Origin of the sequence: Devosia yakushimensis, assembly GCF_030159855.1 — a bacterium.
GTDB classification, from domain to species: domain Bacteria; phylum Pseudomonadota; class Alphaproteobacteria; order Rhizobiales; family Devosiaceae; genus Devosia; species Devosia yakushimensis.
Genome location: NZ_BSNG01000001.1, coordinates 2,247,237 through 2,265,138 on the forward strand (window position 1 = coordinate 2,247,237; position 17,902 = coordinate 2,265,138).

Annotated in this window: 13 protein-coding genes; 3 read left to right on the forward strand and 10 right to left on the reverse strand. The window is 64.7% G+C overall.

From position 1 onward, the window contains the following. Positions 1-12: 12 nt before the first annotated feature. Positions 13-1,674, forward strand: coding sequence for a sensor histidine kinase (locus QQL79_RS10930; protein ID WP_284390705.1), 1,662 nt, complete (start codon positions 13-15; stop codon positions 1,672-1,674). A 78-nt stretch (positions 1,675-1,752) separates the two neighbouring features. On the opposite strand, the gene QQL79_RS10935 is transcribed toward QQL79_RS10930, so the two are convergent. The 8 genes from QQL79_RS10935 to ccmI form a co-directional block, all read right to left on the reverse strand. Beyond that, positions 1,753-4,629, reverse strand: coding sequence for a bifunctional [glutamine synthetase] adenylyltransferase/[glutamine synthetase]-adenylyl-L-tyrosine phosphorylase (locus QQL79_RS10935; RefSeq protein ID WP_284390707.1), 2,877 nt, complete (start codon positions 4,627-4,629; stop codon positions 1,753-1,755). 240 nt (positions 4,630-4,869) lie between these two features. Further along, positions 4,870-6,282 carry a sensor histidine kinase gene (locus tag QQL79_RS10940; RefSeq protein ID WP_284390710.1) on the reverse strand — a complete coding sequence of 471 codons (1,413 nt, stop codon included), beginning with the start codon at positions 6,280-6,282 and terminating at the stop codon, positions 4,870-4,872. Positions 6,283-6,285: 3 nt separating this feature from the next. Then, on the reverse strand, positions 6,286-6,957 hold the full coding sequence (locus QQL79_RS10945) for a response regulator transcription factor (protein WP_284390713.1): 672 nt from the start codon (positions 6,955-6,957) through the stop codon (positions 6,286-6,288). 59 nt (positions 6,958-7,016) lie between these two features. Then, the gene (locus tag QQL79_RS10950; RefSeq protein WP_284390715.1) at positions 7,017-8,543 is read right to left on the reverse strand and encodes a Do family serine endopeptidase; all 1,527 of its coding nucleotides are present in this window, start codon (positions 8,541-8,543) and stop codon (positions 7,017-7,019) included. Positions 8,544-8,710: 167 nt separating this feature from the next. Beyond that, complete coding sequence (locus tag QQL79_RS10955; protein WP_284390717.1) at positions 8,711-9,181, reverse strand: cytochrome c-type biogenesis protein; 471 nt, start codon at positions 9,179-9,181, stop codon at positions 8,711-8,713. Further along, positions 9,178-11,151 (reverse strand): heme lyase CcmF/NrfE family subunit, encoded by a 1,974-nt coding sequence (locus tag QQL79_RS10960; protein WP_284390721.1) that lies wholly within the window; start codon positions 11,149-11,151, stop codon positions 9,178-9,180. Before QQL79_RS10960 ends, QQL79_RS10955 begins: the two co-directional genes overlap by 4 nt. A gap of 28 nt (positions 11,152-11,179) precedes the next feature. Further along, positions 11,180-11,653, reverse strand: coding sequence for a cytochrome c maturation protein CcmE (gene ccmE / locus QQL79_RS10965; RefSeq protein WP_284390722.1), 474 nt, complete (start codon positions 11,651-11,653; stop codon positions 11,180-11,182). Continuing rightward, positions 11,650-12,732, reverse strand: a complete 1,083-nt coding sequence (gene ccmI / locus QQL79_RS10970) for a c-type cytochrome biogenesis protein CcmI (RefSeq protein WP_284390724.1) — start codon at positions 12,730-12,732, stop codon at positions 11,650-11,652. Before ccmI ends, ccmE begins: the two co-directional genes overlap by 4 nt. Positions 12,733-12,870: 138 nt before the next feature. Here ccmI and QQL79_RS10975 point away from each other — a divergent pair, with 138 nt between their 5' ends. Together QQL79_RS10975 and QQL79_RS10980 are read left to right on the forward strand one after the other, a co-directional pair. Next, complete coding sequence (locus QQL79_RS10975) at positions 12,871-13,947, forward strand: FAD-dependent oxidoreductase (protein WP_284390726.1); 1,077 nt, start codon at positions 12,871-12,873, stop codon at positions 13,945-13,947. Next, positions 13,944-15,914, forward strand: coding sequence for an FAD-dependent oxidoreductase (locus QQL79_RS10980; protein ID WP_284390728.1), 1,971 nt, complete (start codon positions 13,944-13,946; stop codon positions 15,912-15,914). Before QQL79_RS10975 ends, QQL79_RS10980 begins: the two co-directional genes overlap by 4 nt. 2 nt (positions 15,915-15,916) lie before the next feature. Here QQL79_RS10980 and QQL79_RS10985 read toward each other — a convergent pair whose 3' ends face one another. After that, positions 15,917-17,095: a hypothetical protein gene (locus QQL79_RS10985; RefSeq protein ID WP_284390729.1), complete on the reverse strand. Its 1,179-nt coding sequence runs from the start codon at positions 17,093-17,095 to the stop codon at positions 15,917-15,919. Positions 17,096-17,390: 295 nt separating this feature from the next. Further along, a complete protein-coding gene (locus QQL79_RS10990) occupies positions 17,391-17,870 on the reverse strand; it encodes a hypothetical protein (protein ID WP_284390731.1) in 480 nt (159 codons plus the stop codon). Positions 17,871-17,902: the final 32 nt, after the last annotated feature.

The window sequence follows — 17,902 nt, forward strand, 5'->3', positions numbered from 1 at the left end:
AAGGAGAATTCCATGCGGTCGGCGGAGCAATCCGGCGCCGGTGCCGAAGGATTCGGCATTGGCCAAGTACAGTCCGATAATGACCGTCGCGCGGGTCGCGCCGCTGCCCCTTTCTCTCTCGCCACGCGCTTCAAGCTCTCGCCAATTACTGCCGCGGTCGCTCTAACCTCACTGGTCGCCGCCAGCCTATTTTTTGTCTATGACTGCGCCCGCACGCTTGATGACGTGCAGCGTGAGCTGAAAATCATCGGCGCGGCGGTCGTGGCCGATATCGCCGAGGCCGCGCCAGACACGGCGCAGCTCGCGCTCGAAACATCCGTGCAGCGCTATGCCACCGTCACCAAGGCGAGCCTTGTGGGCGAGGCCGGCGCGATCACCCCCGCATTGTTCCGCGAGACGCTGCCCGCAGGCACGCATGGCACGTTGGCCCTTGAAGTGGCGCAAACGCCGGCCCTGACCGGCATGGCCACGCGTGGTTCCATTGCCTTCGCGCTCGCAGGCCTGCTCACCCTGCTCGTGGCGTTCAGGCGGCGGCCCGCCGGCATGCCGGACCTGCTGCAGCGCCAGAACTACCAGACGCTGGCGGGTGCTATACCCATGGGGGTCGCCTGCTGGACCCGGCTGGGCGAATTGATCGTCTGCAATGACCGCTATCGCGACCGCCTGCAACTGACCGGCGCCCAGGTGCGCTACCACGATGCCGTCAAGCGCCTCATCGCGCGGGGCAATATGAAACTGATCGGCGAGGACGAGCACAGCCGGGTGCTCGAACTGCATGGCGAGGACGGCTCGTGCCTGTTGATCGATGAACGACCGCTGGACGATGGTGCCTTCATGACGCTGGTCAGCGACATTACCGAGCGCAAACGCACCGATACGCTGCTTGCCGCCATCCGCGAGGAACAACGCCACCTGGCCCGCCGCTATCATGAAGAAAAGCTGCGCGCGGAAGCCGCCAGCCATGCCAAGACCAATTTCCTGGCTCATCTCAGCCACGATATCCGCACGCCGCTCAACCATATTATCGGCTTTGCCGAGCTGATGCGGCACCAGACCTATGGGCCGCTGGGCGATGCGCGCTATGCCGACTACGTCAATTCCATCAAAAGCTCGGGTGAACACCTGCTGGCCTCGTTTGCGACCATTCTCGATCTGGCCGAGCTCGAAGGCGGCCGCAAGGAATTGCGCAGCGAGCCGGTAGCCGTCGATGCCCTGCTCGATAGCGTGGTGCAGCGCTTCCGCGGCCAGGCGCAGCGCGCCGGGCTGACCTTTGCACTACGCCAAGGCTGCGGCGCGATCGTCAGTGGCGATCGGCTTGGATTGCAGCGCATGGTGGGCAATATCGTCGAAAACGCTATCCGCTTCACCCCGGCGCGCGGGCGGATAACGCTGGCTGCATTTGCAGCCACCGATGGCGTGGTCATCGAAATCACCGATACCGGCATCGGAATGGACGAGGAGCGGCTGGCCTCGTTGTCGCAGCCCTTCGCGCTGGGCGACGCGACCTTTACCCGCGATGGCGTCGGTCCGGGTCTGGGGATTTCGATTGCTCGCGCCATTGCAGAGCTGAGTGGGGGGCGTTTGGCTATCGATTCCAGCCCGTCTCTTGGCACGACGGTTGCCATTTCGCTGCCCGCACAATTAGCGAACCAGATGCTGGAAGTGGCTGCATAAGGCCCACTCACAATGTCACCCCAGCCTGCGCCGGGGCATCGTGGCTCGACAAGCTAGCCATGAGGTCACTGGGGTTTGCTAGAGAGCTTTTGCCTTCTCGTACCAGGCGTCCGCCGCGGCCTGCACTTCGGCTCGCATCGCCGCCAGGTCCAGCTCCAGACGCCCGAAATCGGGATAGTGCGTGAGGCCGGCCAGCAATTCCTTGAAAGCGGCCGTCCAGGCTTCTTCCTTGAACGGGCTGACCAGAGCCGAACTCATCACCTGCAATACGGTGGAATAGACTTCATGGATTTCGGCCAGCCGCATGCCCTGCGGCACGAGCCCGGCCTGTCCCAGCCGCGCCAGCACCTGCGCCGTTAGCGCCTGCGGCAAAGCGACAGTTGAGCCGGCGACCAATTGAGCAGACTGGGCGATGAACTCGAGGTCCACCAGCCCGCCCTTGGCGAGCTTGAGATCGAAGGGATGGCGGGCCGGACGCTCCTTGGCCATGAGCGCCCGCATGGCCACGACATCGGCGATGGTGGCGGCGGCGTTGCGCGGCTGGGCCATGACCTCGGCCACTGCGGCATCGACCTGATGACCGAAATCGCCATCGGCCGCGATCACACGGGCGCGGCTGAGGGCCAGATGTTCCCAGGTCCAGGCATTGTCGCGGTGATAGGCGCGAAAGCCGGCAAGCCCAGTGGCCAGTGGACCAGCATTACCCGACGGCCGCAGCCGCATATCGGCTTCGTAAAGCACGCCCTCGGCGGTGGGCGCGGTGATGGCGGCCACGAGCCGCTGCGTCAGGCGGGTATAGTAATGGTTGGTGCTCAGCGGCTTTTCGCCGGTGGATTCACCATCTGGAGCCTCGTAGAGCAGGATGAAGTCGAGATCGGAGGTTACCGTCATCTCGCGGCTGGCCATCTTGCCAAAGGCGAGCAGCGCCACGCGCCCGCCGGGCATGGCGCCGTGACGGCGCTCGAACTCCGTCCTCACGCTGCCGAACAGGCGATTGAGCAGTGTTTCGGCAAGGGCCGTGAACTGCTCACCTGCCCTGCTGGCGCTGACCGTGCCCGAGAGCAGGCCGGCGGCGATGAGGAATTTCTGCTCCTGCCCGATGATGCGGGCGCGGTCGATGATCTCTTCATAGGATCGCGCTTCGGCCAGGAAAGCATCGACCTTGGCCACCAGCACGTCACGATGGGTCACGTCATTGGCGAAAGCGGGATCGATCAACCCGTCCATCACATGAGCACGGTGGATCACGGCCTCGGCCATGCGGGGCGCCGACGCCATGAGCTGCACCAGCAGTGTTCGCAGATGCGGGTGGCTGCGCAGCAGGGCAAAGAGCTGAACGCCGGTGGGCAGGCGCGACAGGAAATTGTCGAACCGGACCAGGGCTTCATCCGCATTGCCGGCATTGCCCAAGGTGGCCAGCAGGGCCGGCAGCAGTTCGGTCAGATGCGCGCGGGCGGCAGAGGCCCTGGTGGCCGGATAGCTGCCATAATGCCATTTGCGCACGGTCTCTATGGCCTTATGCGGATTGGCAAAGCCCATGGCGGTGAGGGTTTCGAGCGTGCTGGGATCGTCATCGCTGCCAGTGAAGACGAGATTGCCTTCACCACTGCCCAGCGTTTCGCCCTCGGTGAAGAGTTCGGAATAATAGCCGACCACCCGCTCCAGCGCGGCCCGATAGCCGTTCTCGAAGGCGATCAGGTCCGGTTCGCCCATCAGCCGGCCGATGATTGCGACTTCATCGGCAGTGGCGGGCATGACATGGGTCTGCTCATCACGCAGCATCTGCAGGCGATTTTCCACCGCGCGCAGATACCAGTAGGTCTGGGTCAACTCAGTCGAAGCCTTGGGGGTAATCCAATTGGCGTCGGCCAATGCGGCAAGAGCATGGGCCGTGGGCTTGACGCGCAACGACTTGTCACGGCCGCCGGCGATCAGCTGCTGGGTCTGGGTGAAGAATTCGATCTCGCGGATGCCGCCGCGGCCGAGTTTGACATTGTGGCCCTCAACGCGGATATCGCCGACATTCTTGGCGATGTTGATCTGGCGTTTCATGGCCTGGATATCGGCAATGGTCGCGAAATCGAGGTGCTTGCGCCAGACATAGGGCGCCAGTTCCTTCAGAAACGCTTCGCCCACCTGCTTGTCGCCGGAGCAGGCCCGGGCCTTGATCCAGGCGGCGCGCTCCCAATTCTGGCCGCGGCTTTCGTAATAGGCCAAAGCCGCATCGAACGAGATGGCGACGGGCGTCGAGCCGGGATCGGGCCGCAGGCGCAGATCGGTGCGGAACACATAGCCATGCTCGCGCCGCTCCTCCATCAGCCCGACCAGCTTCTGGATCATGCGCGAATAGACCTTGGTCGCCTCGCCCGGATTGGCCAGCACGCCCTTTTGCGGGTCATAGAAGGCAACGATGTCGATATCGGAGGAATAGTTCAGCTCCTGCCCGCCATGCTTGCCCAGGGCGAAGATGGCGAGGCCCGATTGCGCTGCTGTCGCCTGTTCGCGTGGGATGGCCAGAAGGCCCTTGTCGGCGGCCTGGCGCATCAGGAAATCGAGCGCGGCGTCGAGGGCGACGTCGGCCAGGTCGGACAGGGCGGCGGTGGCCTGCGCCGTGGTCCAGGTGCCGCCGGTTTCGGCGACGGCGGCGAGGAGAGCCGTGCGACCCTTGGCGATGCGCAGGACGGGCGAAAGGGCATCCTCTGAAGGCGCTTCGCGCCCGGCGGTTTCCACCTCGGCCACGATATCGGCAAAGGCCCCGTCGGCGGTGTCGGAAAGGGCAGTCGCCAGCCAATCGGCATTGGTCTGCGCCAGATCGAGCAGATAGGGCGCTGATTCAAGTAACGGGCCTAGCGTCTTGGCGGCATTGCCGATTATGCCGCGCTGACCGGCCGGAAGCGCGGCGAGCCAGGCATCAAAACGAGGATGAGCTATCGGCGGCAGGGAGCGGAGCGACATGACCATGCAAGAGGGATAGCTTGGCGGGTGGGACAGAGCAAGAAGGGCAGTAATGCGCTATGCCATTCCCACCCACGATGTCACCCCGGCGCAGGCCGGGGCCCATCCTGAGATAGGGCCGCACGCCACCAGATTTGGTCGCTCCATTCATACATGCACCTTGCGGTTGTTGCATGATCTCGAGATGGGCCCCGGCCTGCGCCGGGGTGACACCGAGTTTGGGGAGATATTTGTGGTGGACTAAGCGCCCGGCAAATCAATCACGGCGCGGACGCCTGGTGCGTTGTCTTCAATCCGGAAAGTGCCGCCATGCAGGCGGGTGACTGCATCGACCAGTGACAGGCCCAGGCCGGACCCGGCTTCCGAGCGGCTCTTTTCCAGCCGTACGAAGCGTTCCAGCACCCGTTTGCGGTCTTCCTCGGGAATGCCGGGGCCATTGTCGGCGACCTCGATCAGCACCCGGCCGGCATCGGTGCGCAGGCCGATGGTGATGCGGCCGGTGCCCTCCCCGCTTTCCGGCTTGGCATATTTCACCGCGTTTTCGAGCAGGTTGACCATGGCCTGCCCGATCAGTTCGCGATTGGCGCGCAGATGGACGGCTTCGGCAATCGTGGTTTCGATGACGATGCCCTCGTCTTCGGCCACCGGGCCATAAAGCTCGGCCACATCGGCCACGACGGCGCTGACATCGACATCGCTGAAGGCGCCGGAGGGCGCGCCGGCTTCGGCCCGGGCGATCATCAGCAAGGCGTTGAAGGTCTGGATCAGACGATCACTCTCAGCAATGGTGGTTTCGAGCGCGGCCTGGCGGGTGGCATCGCTGGCCCCATCGCGCAGGGCCGACTCGGCCTGGTTGCGCAGGCGCGTCAGCGGCGTCTTGAGATCGTGGGCGACATTGTCGGTCACCTCCTTCAGCCCCTGCAGCAATTGCTCGATGCGGTCGAGCATGGCGTTGAGATTGGTAGCCAGGCCATCGAACTCGTCCTGGCGCTTGGTGATCGGGATGCGCTCGGAGAGGTTGCCTGACATGATCTTGGTGGAGGTATCGCGAATGGTATCGATGCGCCGCAGGACGCGGCGGGCCGTGATGCCACCAGCGATCAGCGAAAACAGAATGATCCCCAGCACACCGACAAGGAAGCTCTGGACGATAATGGCGGAATAGCCGCGCCGCTCGACGACGTCGCGCCCTACCACCAGGCGCAGGCCGTTGCTCAGCTCCACCGAGCGCACCAGCGCATAGCCCGAGCGCGGCGGGCGGATATCGGGCAGACCGGAGCCGGCAAGCGGATTGGCCCGCTCATAGGGGAAGCTGTAAACGCCCGGATTGATCAGCACTTCGGCCGGGACATCGGTAATGTTGCCGAGCAGGTATTGCCCCGAGGCATCGCCCAGATAATAGACGCCGGGGCCCGGCTGGCGGGAAATCCGTTCGACGGCAAAGGCCAGCGACCGGATGCTCTGATTGGCATCCATGCGCTGGAACAGGCGCACCTCGCGGTCGATGTCATCGCTCTGCTGGCGCTGGATCTGCACGCTGGACTGCCAGCCGGTAAAGGCCAGCAGCAGGATGGCAAAGATAACGAAGATCAGGATGAACGTTGCCGTCAGCCTGACCGTCGATGTGCGCCAGAGTTGGAGAAAGCGGTTCAAGCTCTACTCGCGGATCATGTAGCCGGCGCCGCGCACGGTATGCAGCAGCGGGGAGGCATGCCCCTTGTCGATCTTGGAGCGCAGGCGCGACATATGCACATCGATGACATTGGTCTGGGGGTCAAAATGATAATCCCAGACATTTTCGAGCAGCATGGTGCGGGTCACCACCTTGCCGGCATTCTTCATCAGATATTCGAGCAGGCGGAATTCGCGCGGCTGCAGCAGGATGGTCTCGCCGTCGCGCTCAACCTTGCGAGAAAGCCGGTCCAGTGTCAGGCCTGAGACCTCATAGCTGGTGGCGGCTTCCGCCGGGCTGGAGCGGCGCGCCAGCACCTCGATGCGGGCGAGCAATTCGGTAAAGGCATAGGGCTTGGTGAGATAGTCGTCGCCGCCGGCGCGCAGGCCCGTAACACGGTCATCGACCTCGCCGAGGGCGGAGAGAATGAGGACAGGGGTCTTGTCGTCCTCCGCGCGGAGGGATTCCACGATGGACAGGCCATCACGGCGGGGCAGCATGCGATCGACGATCAGCACGTCGTAATCCATGCCCGAGGCCATGGCGTAGCCGGTCTCGCCATCGGCGGCGTGGTGGGTGATGTGCCCAGCCTCGTCAAGCGCCTGGATAAGATAGCTGGCCGCCTCGCGATCATCCTCGATGAGCAGTATTTTCACCGCGAACTCCATCCCTGCAGGGGAAAGGCGGCCCCGGCGATATGCCGGGGCCGGCCGGGTTAGTTGCCGAGCGGCAGGCCGATGAAGCGGGCTTCACCGTCGCGGCTGGCCTTGACCAGGGCGGTATTGAGACCACGGGCCTTGACCGCATCCAGTGCCGATTCAAAATCCTGAACCGAAGACACCGGCTTGTTGTCGACTTCCAGGATCGAGTCACCAACGGCGAGGCCCTTGGAAGCAGCCTGGCTGCTCGCATCGATGTCCTGGATCAGCAAGCCACCCGAACCGTCAGAATTCGGCACCAGGGTAATGCCGACGCTGGATGGCGTGGGGGCAACCGGAGCCGGAGGCGTCGGAGCATTCTGGCCGTTATCGGCGACCTCTTCGTTGAGCTTGCCGAGCTTCACCGAAAGCTTGATCTCCTTGCCTTCGCGCCAGATGGTCAGTTCGACCGTGGAATCGGGAGCCTTGTTGGCGATGGTGCGGCTGAGGCCGAGCGCATCGTCGATCGGGGTGCCGTCGACCGCGGTGATGATGTCACCGGACTTGACGCCAGCCGGAGCGGCCGGGCCATCGGCAGCCGGTTCGCGCACAATGGCGCCCTTGGCATTGGCCAGGCCCACGCCGTCGGCTATGTCACGGGTCACGTCCTGGATGGACACGCCGAGATAGCCGCGTGTCACCGAACCATTTTCGATCAGCTGGCCGGCGATGGACTTGACGGTGGCGGCGGGAATGGCAAAGGCGATACCGACATTGCCGCCATTGGGCGAATAGATGGCGGTATTGACGCCGACCACTTCACCCTTGGAGTTGAAGGCCGGACCACCCGAATTACCGGTATTGACCGCAGCGTCGATCTGCAGGAAATCGCCATAGTTCGAGCCGCCGATATTGCGGCCGGACGCCGAGATCACGCCGGCAGTGACCGTGCCGCCAAGACCGAACGGGTTGCCGATAGCCACCACCCAGTCGCCAACGCGCGGCGGGGCCTCATCGAACTTGACGAAGGGCAGATCGGTGCCCTCGATCTTCACCACGGCAATGTCGGTGCGTTCGTCGGTGCCGACGATCTGGGCTTCCTTTTCGGTACCGTCATCGAACACGACCGTTACCTTGGTCGCGTCGGCAACGACGTGATTGTTGGTGACGATGTAGCCGTCACCGGAAATCACGAAGCCGGAACCGGCCGCCATATAACGGCGGGGTTCGGGAGCGCCCTGCTGGCCGCCACCGCCCTGGCCGTTGCCGAACTGATTGAAGAAATCGTGGAACGGGTGATCGGGAGGCAGATCGGGAAATTGGAACTGGAACTGGCCACCACCGCGCTGCACGGTGCGGGAGGAATCCTCGGCTTCCACCAGAATGGAGACCACGGCGGGCTTTACCGCTTCGACAAGGTCGGCAAAGCCGGCCTGGGGAACGGCGGTCGGCGGCACGACAATCTGCGCTGCCGGCTGAACCTGGGCGGTGGCCGCCTGGCCGGTCAGGACATATGCGGTGCTGACGCCGCCAATGCCCACCAGCAGCGCCAGAGCCGAAGCCCCAAGCCAACGGCGGGTATGTGAGAGAACAGTCGAGCGCATGGAAATCAATCTCCTTCGGCAAGCCCTCAGCAGCTTGTGAGGACGGTTATGGGCCAGGCGATCTTTCTAACATGTTGCGCCAACATTAAGGTTTCGCAATGTTGCTGGCGGGAATGCGGCGGCGAATTACCAAGGTTTCGTCACAGTCCGGCGGCGACGAAAGATGCTCAGTCCGCTGACTTGTCACCGGCACGAAGATCGGCCAGCACGGCCTCCTCGTCTTGATCCATATCCAGGCTGCCGGTGCTCCTGCGCCGCCGGGCGGCGATCACCAGCGTCGTCAGGCCGACAACCAGCAGCAGCGGTGCGGCGACCCAGAGCAGGATGGTGTGCTCGTTGAGGCGCGGGTTGAGCAGCACATATTCGCCGTAGCGGTCGACCAGGTATTGGCGGACCTGGTCATCGCTGTCGCCGGCCACCAGCCGTTCACGCACGAGAACACGCAGATCGCGTGCCAGATCGGCATCACTGTCGTCGATGGACTGGTTCTGACAGACCAGGCACCGCAGGCCGGCCGAAATATCGCGGGCCCTTTGTTCGAGCACGGGATCGGGCAGGATTTCCGCCGGGCTAAGCGCCAACGCGGGGGCTGCGAGGCTCAGGGCAAGCCCCAACAGGAAAGCACGGAGCCAGATCATTCGGCCGGCTCCGCCGCCGGCTGCGCAGCGCGCTTGGGCACGCCCACACGCATCCGCCGATCGGTCAGCGACAGGAATCCGGCTCCTGCCATCAGCAGCGCCCCGATCCAGATCAGGGTGATATAGGGCTTGTGCCAGACGCGCAGCACATGCGTATCGTCCAGGGGCTCACCCAGTTGCAGATAGAGTTGCGAGAAACCGTAGGTTTCAATCGCAGCCTCGGTCGTGGGCGTGCCGGTCGCGACATAGGTGCGGCGTTCGGCCACCATGGGGCGCGTGTCGCCATCGGGCCCGGTAATGGTGAAATGCCCCTCATCGGCTACGTAGTTCTGGCCGGCGACCTGGCCGAAGCTGTCGAATGCGATGGTGTAGCCGGAGAGGCTCGCCGTCTCGCCCGGATTGAGGGTGGTGACCAGTTCGGTTTCCCAGGCAGTCGTCGCGACAATGCCGAGCACGGTAACGCCAATGCCGAAATGGGCGATGGCGGTGGAAAATGCCGAGCGCGGCAGCCCGGCGAGACGCCGCCAGCTTTCCTTGAGCGGAATGCGGCCCAGCTTGCTGCGATCGACCAGTTCGGCGATCGCGCCAAAAGCCACCCAGAAGCCCAGCAGCAGCCCGAGCGGCGCCAGCGAAATGGAAATGCCGCCCAGCGCCGAAATCAGGATGGTGAGGAAGATGGCCAATGCCGCCGCGCCCATCAGCCGTTGCGCCGCCGCCATCACATCGGCCCGCTTCCAGGCGAGGAAAGGGCCAAAGGGCAGGACGATCAGCAAGGGCGCCATGAGCGCGCCAAAGGTCAGGTCGAAGAATGGTGCGCCCACCGAAATGGTCGTTCCCACCAGGGCATCGAGCAGCAGCGGATAGAGCGTGCCGACCAGCACGGCGCCGACCGCAGTCGCCAGGAACAGGTTGTTGAGGATCAATGCCCCCTCGCGGCTCACCGGGGCAAAGAGCCCGCCCTGCCGCAGCGAGGACGCCCGCAGCGCAAAGAGGAAGAAGGCGCCGCCAATAACCAGCGCCAGCAGCGTCAGGATGACCAGACCGCGCGTCGGGTCGCTGGCAAAGGTGTGAACCGAGGTCAGGATGCCCGAGCGCACCAGGAAGGTGCCGAGCAGCGACAGGGAAAAGGTGATGATGGACAGAAAGATCGTCCAGATCTTGAGCGCATTGCGCTTTTCCATCACCAGCGCCGAATGCAGCAGCGCGGTGCCGGCAAGCCATGGCATGAAGCTGGCATTTTCCACCGGGTCCCAGAACCACCAGCCACCCCAGCCCAGCTCGTAATAGGCCCAGTAGGAGCCCATGGCGATGCCCAGGGTCAGAAAGGTCCAGGCCAGCATGGTCCAGGGCCGCACCCAGCGCGCCCAGGCCTGATCGATCCGGCCCGAGACCAGCGCCGCGACGGCAAAGGAAAAGCAGATCGAGAACCCGACATAGCCGACGTAAAGCAGCGGGGGATGAATGGCGAGGCCGATATCCTGCAGGATCGGATTGAGGTCGTTCCCCTCAAGCGGAGGCGGCGAGACGCGGGCAAAGGGATTGGAGGTGAACAGCGTGAACCCGCCAAAGGCCGCAACAAGCAGGCTCTGCGTCGCCAAAACCAGCGCCATGAGATCGGATGGCAGACGGCGGCCGAAGGTCGCGACCATGGCGCCAAATGCCACCAGGATCAGGATCCAGAGCACCATGGAGCCTTCATGATTACCCCAGACGCCGGAGATCTTGAAGATCAACGGCTTGAGCGAATGCGAATTATTGACGGCCAGCGCCAGGCTGAAATCGGAGGTGACGAAGGCCTGGATCAGCGCGGCGAAGGCCGCTGCCACCAGCACGAATTGCAGCACTGCGCCCTGGCCCAGCACCAGCGCAACCCGCTGTCCGCGCCGCCAGAACATATAGCCGCCAATGGTGGAGACCGTGGCGACGGCAAAGGCGAGGATAAGGGCGAAGTGGCCGAGTTCGATGCTCATGGGGACATAGCCTCGGTATCGAGCGTCATCATTGCCCACCCTCCGGCCGCCATTCGCCCTGGGCTTTCAGCGCTTCGACGACTTCCTTGGGAATGTAGTTTTCGTCGTGCTTGGCCAGCACATTGGTCGCGGTAAAGCCGCCCTCGGGCGTCATGCTGCCTTCGGCGACCACGCCCTGCCCCTCGCGGAACAGGTCCGGCAGGATGCCGGCATAGCGCGCGACGATATCGGTTGAACCATCGGTAATGGTGAAAGTGTTGTCCTGACCGCTGCGCGTCCAGGAGCCGTCCTTGACCAGCCCACCCAGGCGGATCGGATGGCCGGCAGCGACTTCCCGCGCCACGACATCGGTCGGCGAATAGAAAAAGACGATCCGGTCGCGCAAGGCCACCAACACCAGCGTCGTCGCCAGGGCGAGGACCACGGCAAGCCCGGCGATCAGCGCGAGCCGCTTCTGCTTGCGCGACCAGCCCTTCTTGCGGATGGCGGCAGGCATGGTCATGGGGTCGCTCCCTTCAGAGTTAGTCCGGCGTCGAGCGCGATAGTATCCAGTTCACCACGATCGAATGCCTTTGGATAGGCCACGACGGCATCGTCATAGGCGGCCTGGGCCTTGGCCTTATCGCCGAGAACGAGATAGGCGCGCACCAATTGCATCCATTCCTCGACCGAACCGCCCTGGCTGGCGAGCCGATCGGCCAGGCCGCCGACCATTTGGGCAATCATCTCGGATTCGCCGGAAGTGGGTCCGGTGGAACCGTCATTCTGGGCCACCGCCAGTCCCTGTTGGGCGGCGGCCAGCCAGGGCTCGCCCCCCTTGGACAGCGCCAGCGCATTCTGCCAGGCTTGAGCGGCCTCGGCATAGTCGCCGGTCCGGGTCAGCTCGGCCGCAAGATAGAGCCGGGGCAGCGGATCGGCGGGATTGCCATCCGCAGCGGCACGCAGCAAGCTCATGGCTTCCTCCGAACCGGCCCCATTGGCCTCCAGCAACAGCGCTTCGGCCAAGCTGGTCTGCAATTTGGGTGTCACCCCACTCAGCTCGATAACCCGCCGATAGGCCTGGGCCGCATCGGCGAAACGACCCATTTCCGTGTAGGCGGGGGCAATGACTGCCCAGCCGCGCACATCGCCGGGATTGGCCGCGAGCTGCTGCTCGATTCGCGACACCGCGGTATCGAGGTTGAGCGATTGGGCCGCAATATCGGTGCGGCCAGCCAGCGGCTGGCTCGGCAGGTCCGGATGGCCCAAGGCGGCATAAATGGCGAAAGCCAGAACCGCGACACCGGCCAAGCCCACCAGCAGGGGCGTCCGCCCCAGATCGCCCGCAACAGCGGCCTTGCCGCTTTCCGCCTTGAGCCGGATGATCTCGCGCGCCAGCTCGCTCTTGGCGGCCTTGGCCTCGACCTCGCCCAGCTTACCGGCGGCCAGATCAGCATCGATTCCGGCCAGCACCTGGCGAAAATGGCTGTTGCTATCGGCCGATTCCGGCTCGCTCACATTGACCGTCCGTCCACCCGCCGCGTAAAAAAGTGCAGCGCAGGCTATGGCGGTAACGGCAATGGCGATAAACCAGAAAAGCATGGATCCCAAATGCTTGACGCCGCCCAGCGGCAAGAACGCGCCATCTATATGCCGAATGCGGCGAAAAGCTACCCTCACACACATCATTGAGGCGGACGCATTGCCACAGGCACGCACAACGCCCGCCCCTTCGCCGGCATGACCGAAACCCGCGTCGATTTTGCCATATTGGGCGCGACCCCGCAGGCACGGCTGATTGCCGGGCTATTGGCCGGCATGCAGGGCAAATCGGTGGTGTTCGTGGGCGAAAGCCAATCGGGCTTCCGCCTGCCCCGCGCGCTCGATCTATCGATTGCCCCGCTGACCAGGCCGGAAAGCTGGGCCCTGCTCCAGTCCGGCCGGGCGGAGGTGCAAAAGCTCATCACCCGCATTGCCGGCCGCAAAAGCTGGACCCGGCTCGACCCTATGCTGTTTGCCGATAGCGGTGAAGGTCAACAGGCGCTCGCCCATATCCGGCATATGGCCAGCGGTTTCGGCCTCGCCGCCGAACGTCCGCGGCCAGATGCCATGGCGAGGGGTCGCGAGGGCGTCTTGTTCCGTGACGCCATCCTGATCGACCGGGCCACAGCCGAACCGGCGTTGGACCGATGGATGGCGCTGCAGGGGGTGCAATTGGGCGGCCCGCAGAGCGACGTCATCATTCGCGATGATGGCAGCGGCGTGATCCGCACGGATCAGGCAGCCATATCGGCCAGGCAATGCGTGCTGGCAGACGACGCAGCCATACTGTCGCATCTGCCCGCCGAACGCTGGCCCAACCTGCTGGTCCAGGGATATGGCACGACCATTCTCACCGAACCGACCGGACGGATCGCCGCCCCGGTCATGCAGGAAATCGACAGCGGACTGACCTTGTGGCAACGCCCCGAGGGCGGCGTTGTCGCCTTCGGCCCCGGCCGAATGGACCGTGTGCTTGAGGCCGTAAGCGCTTTGCTGGGAGGTGAGCGGACGGTTCACCGCGCCGGACAGTCGCAATATGGCATCGTCACCACGCGCGATGGCGCCCCGGCCGTGGGCCGGATCGATGGCAGCGGCTGCGATATCCTGGCGGGCTTCGGTGCGGTTGGGATCTTCCTTGCGCCCGCAATCGCCCGCTGGCTGGCCGGCATTGCGGCTCCGCAAGAGGATCGATGGCTCTCGGCCCGCCTGGTCAATCGCCCAGCCTCCTCCTCGGCCGTGGCGGAATATTTCCCGGCCATGGAGGCGTTGTCATGACCGCGCAGCCCCATCGCCTGGCCAATGGACCCCACCAATTGGCTGGCCGCCTGATCGACCGCGGCAAGCCGCTGCAATTCCGGCTCGATGGCAGGATCATTTCGGGTTTTGCCGGCGACAGCATCTTGAGCGCCGCTCTTGCGGCCGGCATTGACACAATTGGCCTGCGGGCCAAATCGCCGATGGCGCTGGGCACCCGCTTTGCGCCGCCCATCCTTCCGGCGCGATCGGCCGGAGACGCCTCGCGCGCACTGCCCATGCACAGGGTTCCGGCGACAGACGGTGCGGATTATCTGACATCTGTCGATATGGCCCAGCGCCACAACCTCATCGGTCGATTGCTGCGTCCCGCGCATTCTCTCGGCGTGCGGCTCGATGGCGGCGCCCTGGCCCAGCCCTGGCTCGACAGTCCGGTGAATGCGGAACAGCATTGCGACCTTCTCGTCATTGGTGGCGGCGTGACGGGAATGGCCGCCGCCCTGGCCGGAGCCAAGGCTGGGCTGTCCGTCGTGCTATCGGAATCCGCCTCGGCCCTGGGCGGCCATTCCCGCCTCTTTGGCACGCAGGATGGGGAAGAAACGCCGGACGAGAGCATTGCGCGCCTCTCGGCGGCCGTCGCCGCTGCCGGTGTCGTGATCTGGCTCGGGGCCGAAGTGACCACGCTGCGGCCTGGTCTGGTGCGCATTCATATTGTCGATGCCACCGGGCCGGAGGGCCGCGTGGTGCTCGTGCATACCCCACGCATCGTCCTTGCGACCGGCGCTGTCGAACGCCTCCCGGTTTTCTCCGGCAATCGCCTGCCTGGCGTTGCCGGCGCACTTGAGGCTTTCGAGCTGGCAGACCGATATGGCATCTGGCCGGGTCAGACGGCGCTGATCGCCACGGCCAGCAGCGCCGCCTATCGCCTCGCCATGCTGGCCAGCGATGCGGGTGTGACGGTGACGCGCATTCTCGATGCCCGCCCCCAGCCGCAATCGCGCTTCATCGAATTTGCCAAGGCCTATGGGATCACCATGGCGCCCGGCCTGGTTCCCGCCTCGGCCACTGCCCGCAAAGGCCAGGGCATGGCCCTGACCCCGCATCTTGCCATCGGGCGGCAAACCACGCCTGAGACCCCGCTGGCCGCTGACCGATTGGTCGTCTGCGGCGGCTGGCAACCCGATCTCACGCTCTGGCACATGGCAGGAGGACACAGCCAATGGAATGCGGCAACGAGCCGGCTGGAGGCGCTGGACGGCCCGGGCGGCATCATTCTAGCAGGCGCGGCATCGGGATATCTCAGCCGCCATGCCGCTATCGCCAGTGGCGATGACGCGGTGGACAGGTTGCTCGGCCGGGACCGCAAGCCCGTGCATGAGGTCGTCATCGACCCGATCCACGAAACAGCGGATGCCCCCTGCCCCATCGGCCCGGACGGGCCCGACGATGCGGCGCCCGCCATGCTCGATGGCGGCATTCGCCTCCTCGAGCGGCCAGCAATCGCCGCCCGGCCCCGCCGCCCGCTATGGCGGCCACGGCCGCAGCTCTGGTCACTGGCCGACACGCCGCAGCCATTGGATATCGCGGCAATTGCCGCCGGCGTGCAACTGGGCGCCATTCCGGCGGCCAGCGCCGGCATCGTCGCGGCAGAACGGGTGGGCATGGCCGTGCCCAGCACCGGTCCCGCGCCAATCCAAAACACCGGCGAGCTGCCTCTGGTGCCGGCTTTTCTGGCGGGCCGTTTTGGCGATGACGCCGGGTTGTGGCTGGTGGCCGCAACCGAAGCGCGGCGGCTCGAGCCGGGCAGCCTCATCCACCGCTCTTCGCAACAAAGCCACCCAAGCGAGGCAATCGGCGTCGTCCTGCGCGATACGGCGCAAGGCGCCATTGCGCTTATTGCCCGCGATCCGCCCCAGACCCTCTCGCTGCGCGACCACGGTCGCGCCATCGAAATCCGGCTGGTTTCGCCCTATACGGCTGAGGGATGAGCCTAGCCGCGGCGCTCGGCGGCAGCGCGGGCGCGGCGCAGCGTTTCGGCATATTCCGGATTGAACCGGATTTCGGCCATCTTGATGCCGGCCTCCATCCGCGTCCCCACGATCTTGTCGTCGGGATTTTGCCGCAGCAATTCGAGATTGCGCTGCAGATGCATTTCCAGCGTCTGGCCCGACTGGTTCCAGGCCTGATCAAACAGGGCATTAAGCGCCAGACTGTCCCGGCTATCCCGGATGGCGGAGAGCAGATAGACGCCATTGAGCGCGGCCAGCAGCCGGTCATTGTCCAGCCGGTCGGCGCCCTCGCGCGGCTTGCGCAGTGCCTGGTTGATGTCGGGCACAACATCCTTGAGGCGCGGTTCGATACGGTCGGAAATCTGCTTGGTTATGGCCGACAGCACCATCGACCAGCGGCTGCCGCGGGCAAATTCGACATAGCCGGTCAAGGCGCGGACCAGACGGTGAAACCGGTCCAGCGCACGGCACATGAGGTCGATATCGGAGAATGGACCGCTCGGCTGCAGCAAGTGCAACTGGTTCTGCGCATGCGCCAGAATGGCGTCGATCACCGGGCCGAACCCGGCCCGCGCCACCGTGCCTTCATTGGAATTGCCGGATAGCTTGATGACGGCGCCCACCACCCGCGAGGGATTGGCGACCTGCCCCATAGCGGCATGAAACAGCAATGCAGCCAGCGGCGGGTCCTGTAGAGGCATGGAGTGGATTGCCGTCCCCAAAGCCGCCTCGTCGGCAATGGTATTGACGGCGCGGCCGAATGCCTGCGCCTTGTCGAGCACTGCCCGATTGCGCAGCGCCGCCATGATCACCGGCAGGGCCGCGCGGGCCTCGTCATTGCCGAGCGCCGCGCGCAGGCGGCGGCCATTGTCGTAGTCGGCATCGGCGCCGTCCACGGCCTCGCGCATGCGGGCCAGCACGTCGGGCATGACCTGCTCGAGGTCGCTGATATCGATATCCTGGCAGAGATCGCGATTGACCCAGATCCAGACGGCCTGCGCCAGACTGCGGGCAACCGATCCGGGAAAGGCAAAGGGCACCGGATCGTCCACGATCACCGCATCGATCAGCCCGGCAAATGGCTGGGACGACGAAGCGCCAGCGCGCATGGATTGGCGCTGCTCGACAGTATCGGCTGGGCGGTTGGTGGTCTGGGACATCGCGCGGTCGGTCTGGGAAGCAAATCTCCCCAAACCCTATCGCGGCTTCGTAAACAATCCTTACCCGGGCGAGTTAGGGCAACCCGGCAATTCAGGCTTTGCCTTCGAACAGAACTCACCAACTCCACGACGTCATTCCCGCGCAGGCGGGAATCCATTCTTCCTTCGCCAAGTGGCTGGAAAAGAGTGGATTCCCGCCTGCGCGGGAATGACGTCGTGGTTGGTCAGACGGGCCTGCCTCACACTGTGGAGGGCACGAAAACCCGCTCGCAGCGGCCGCCGGAAGCGCCAAAAATTAGGCGGCGCTGCCAGGCACCACGGCCCAGTTGCCGTTCTGCTCGCGGCAGGCCGTGCCCTTCTTGACGAAGTCCTGGCCATTGACCTTCACCGTGTGGGTGAAGTCGCGGCAATCGAGATTGTTGACGCGAACATAGGGACCAACGGCAACCGAGCCGGTGGTGCCCTTGTCGCCGGCCCATTGGCGCGGTGCGCCCGGGCGGCCGAACTGCAGCGCATAGAACTGGGCGCTGTTGGCCTCAGCGGAATCCTTGGCGGTCATGGCAGAGAGCGCCCCCGCATCGACGAACCCATTGGCAACACTGGTGGTCGCCAGGGCCAGTTGGGTGGTCTGGGCCGGGGTGGGCACATTGGGGGTGACAACCGCCGGGGCCGCCACGATCGGAGCCTGCTGGATGGGCGCAGACGGTGCCGTGCTGGCACAGGCGGCCAGGGACAGGGCAAGCAATGGCGTAGCGAGAAGAGCGATGCGGTTCATATCTTGGTTCTCGTTGTCGGTGAGTGGCTCAT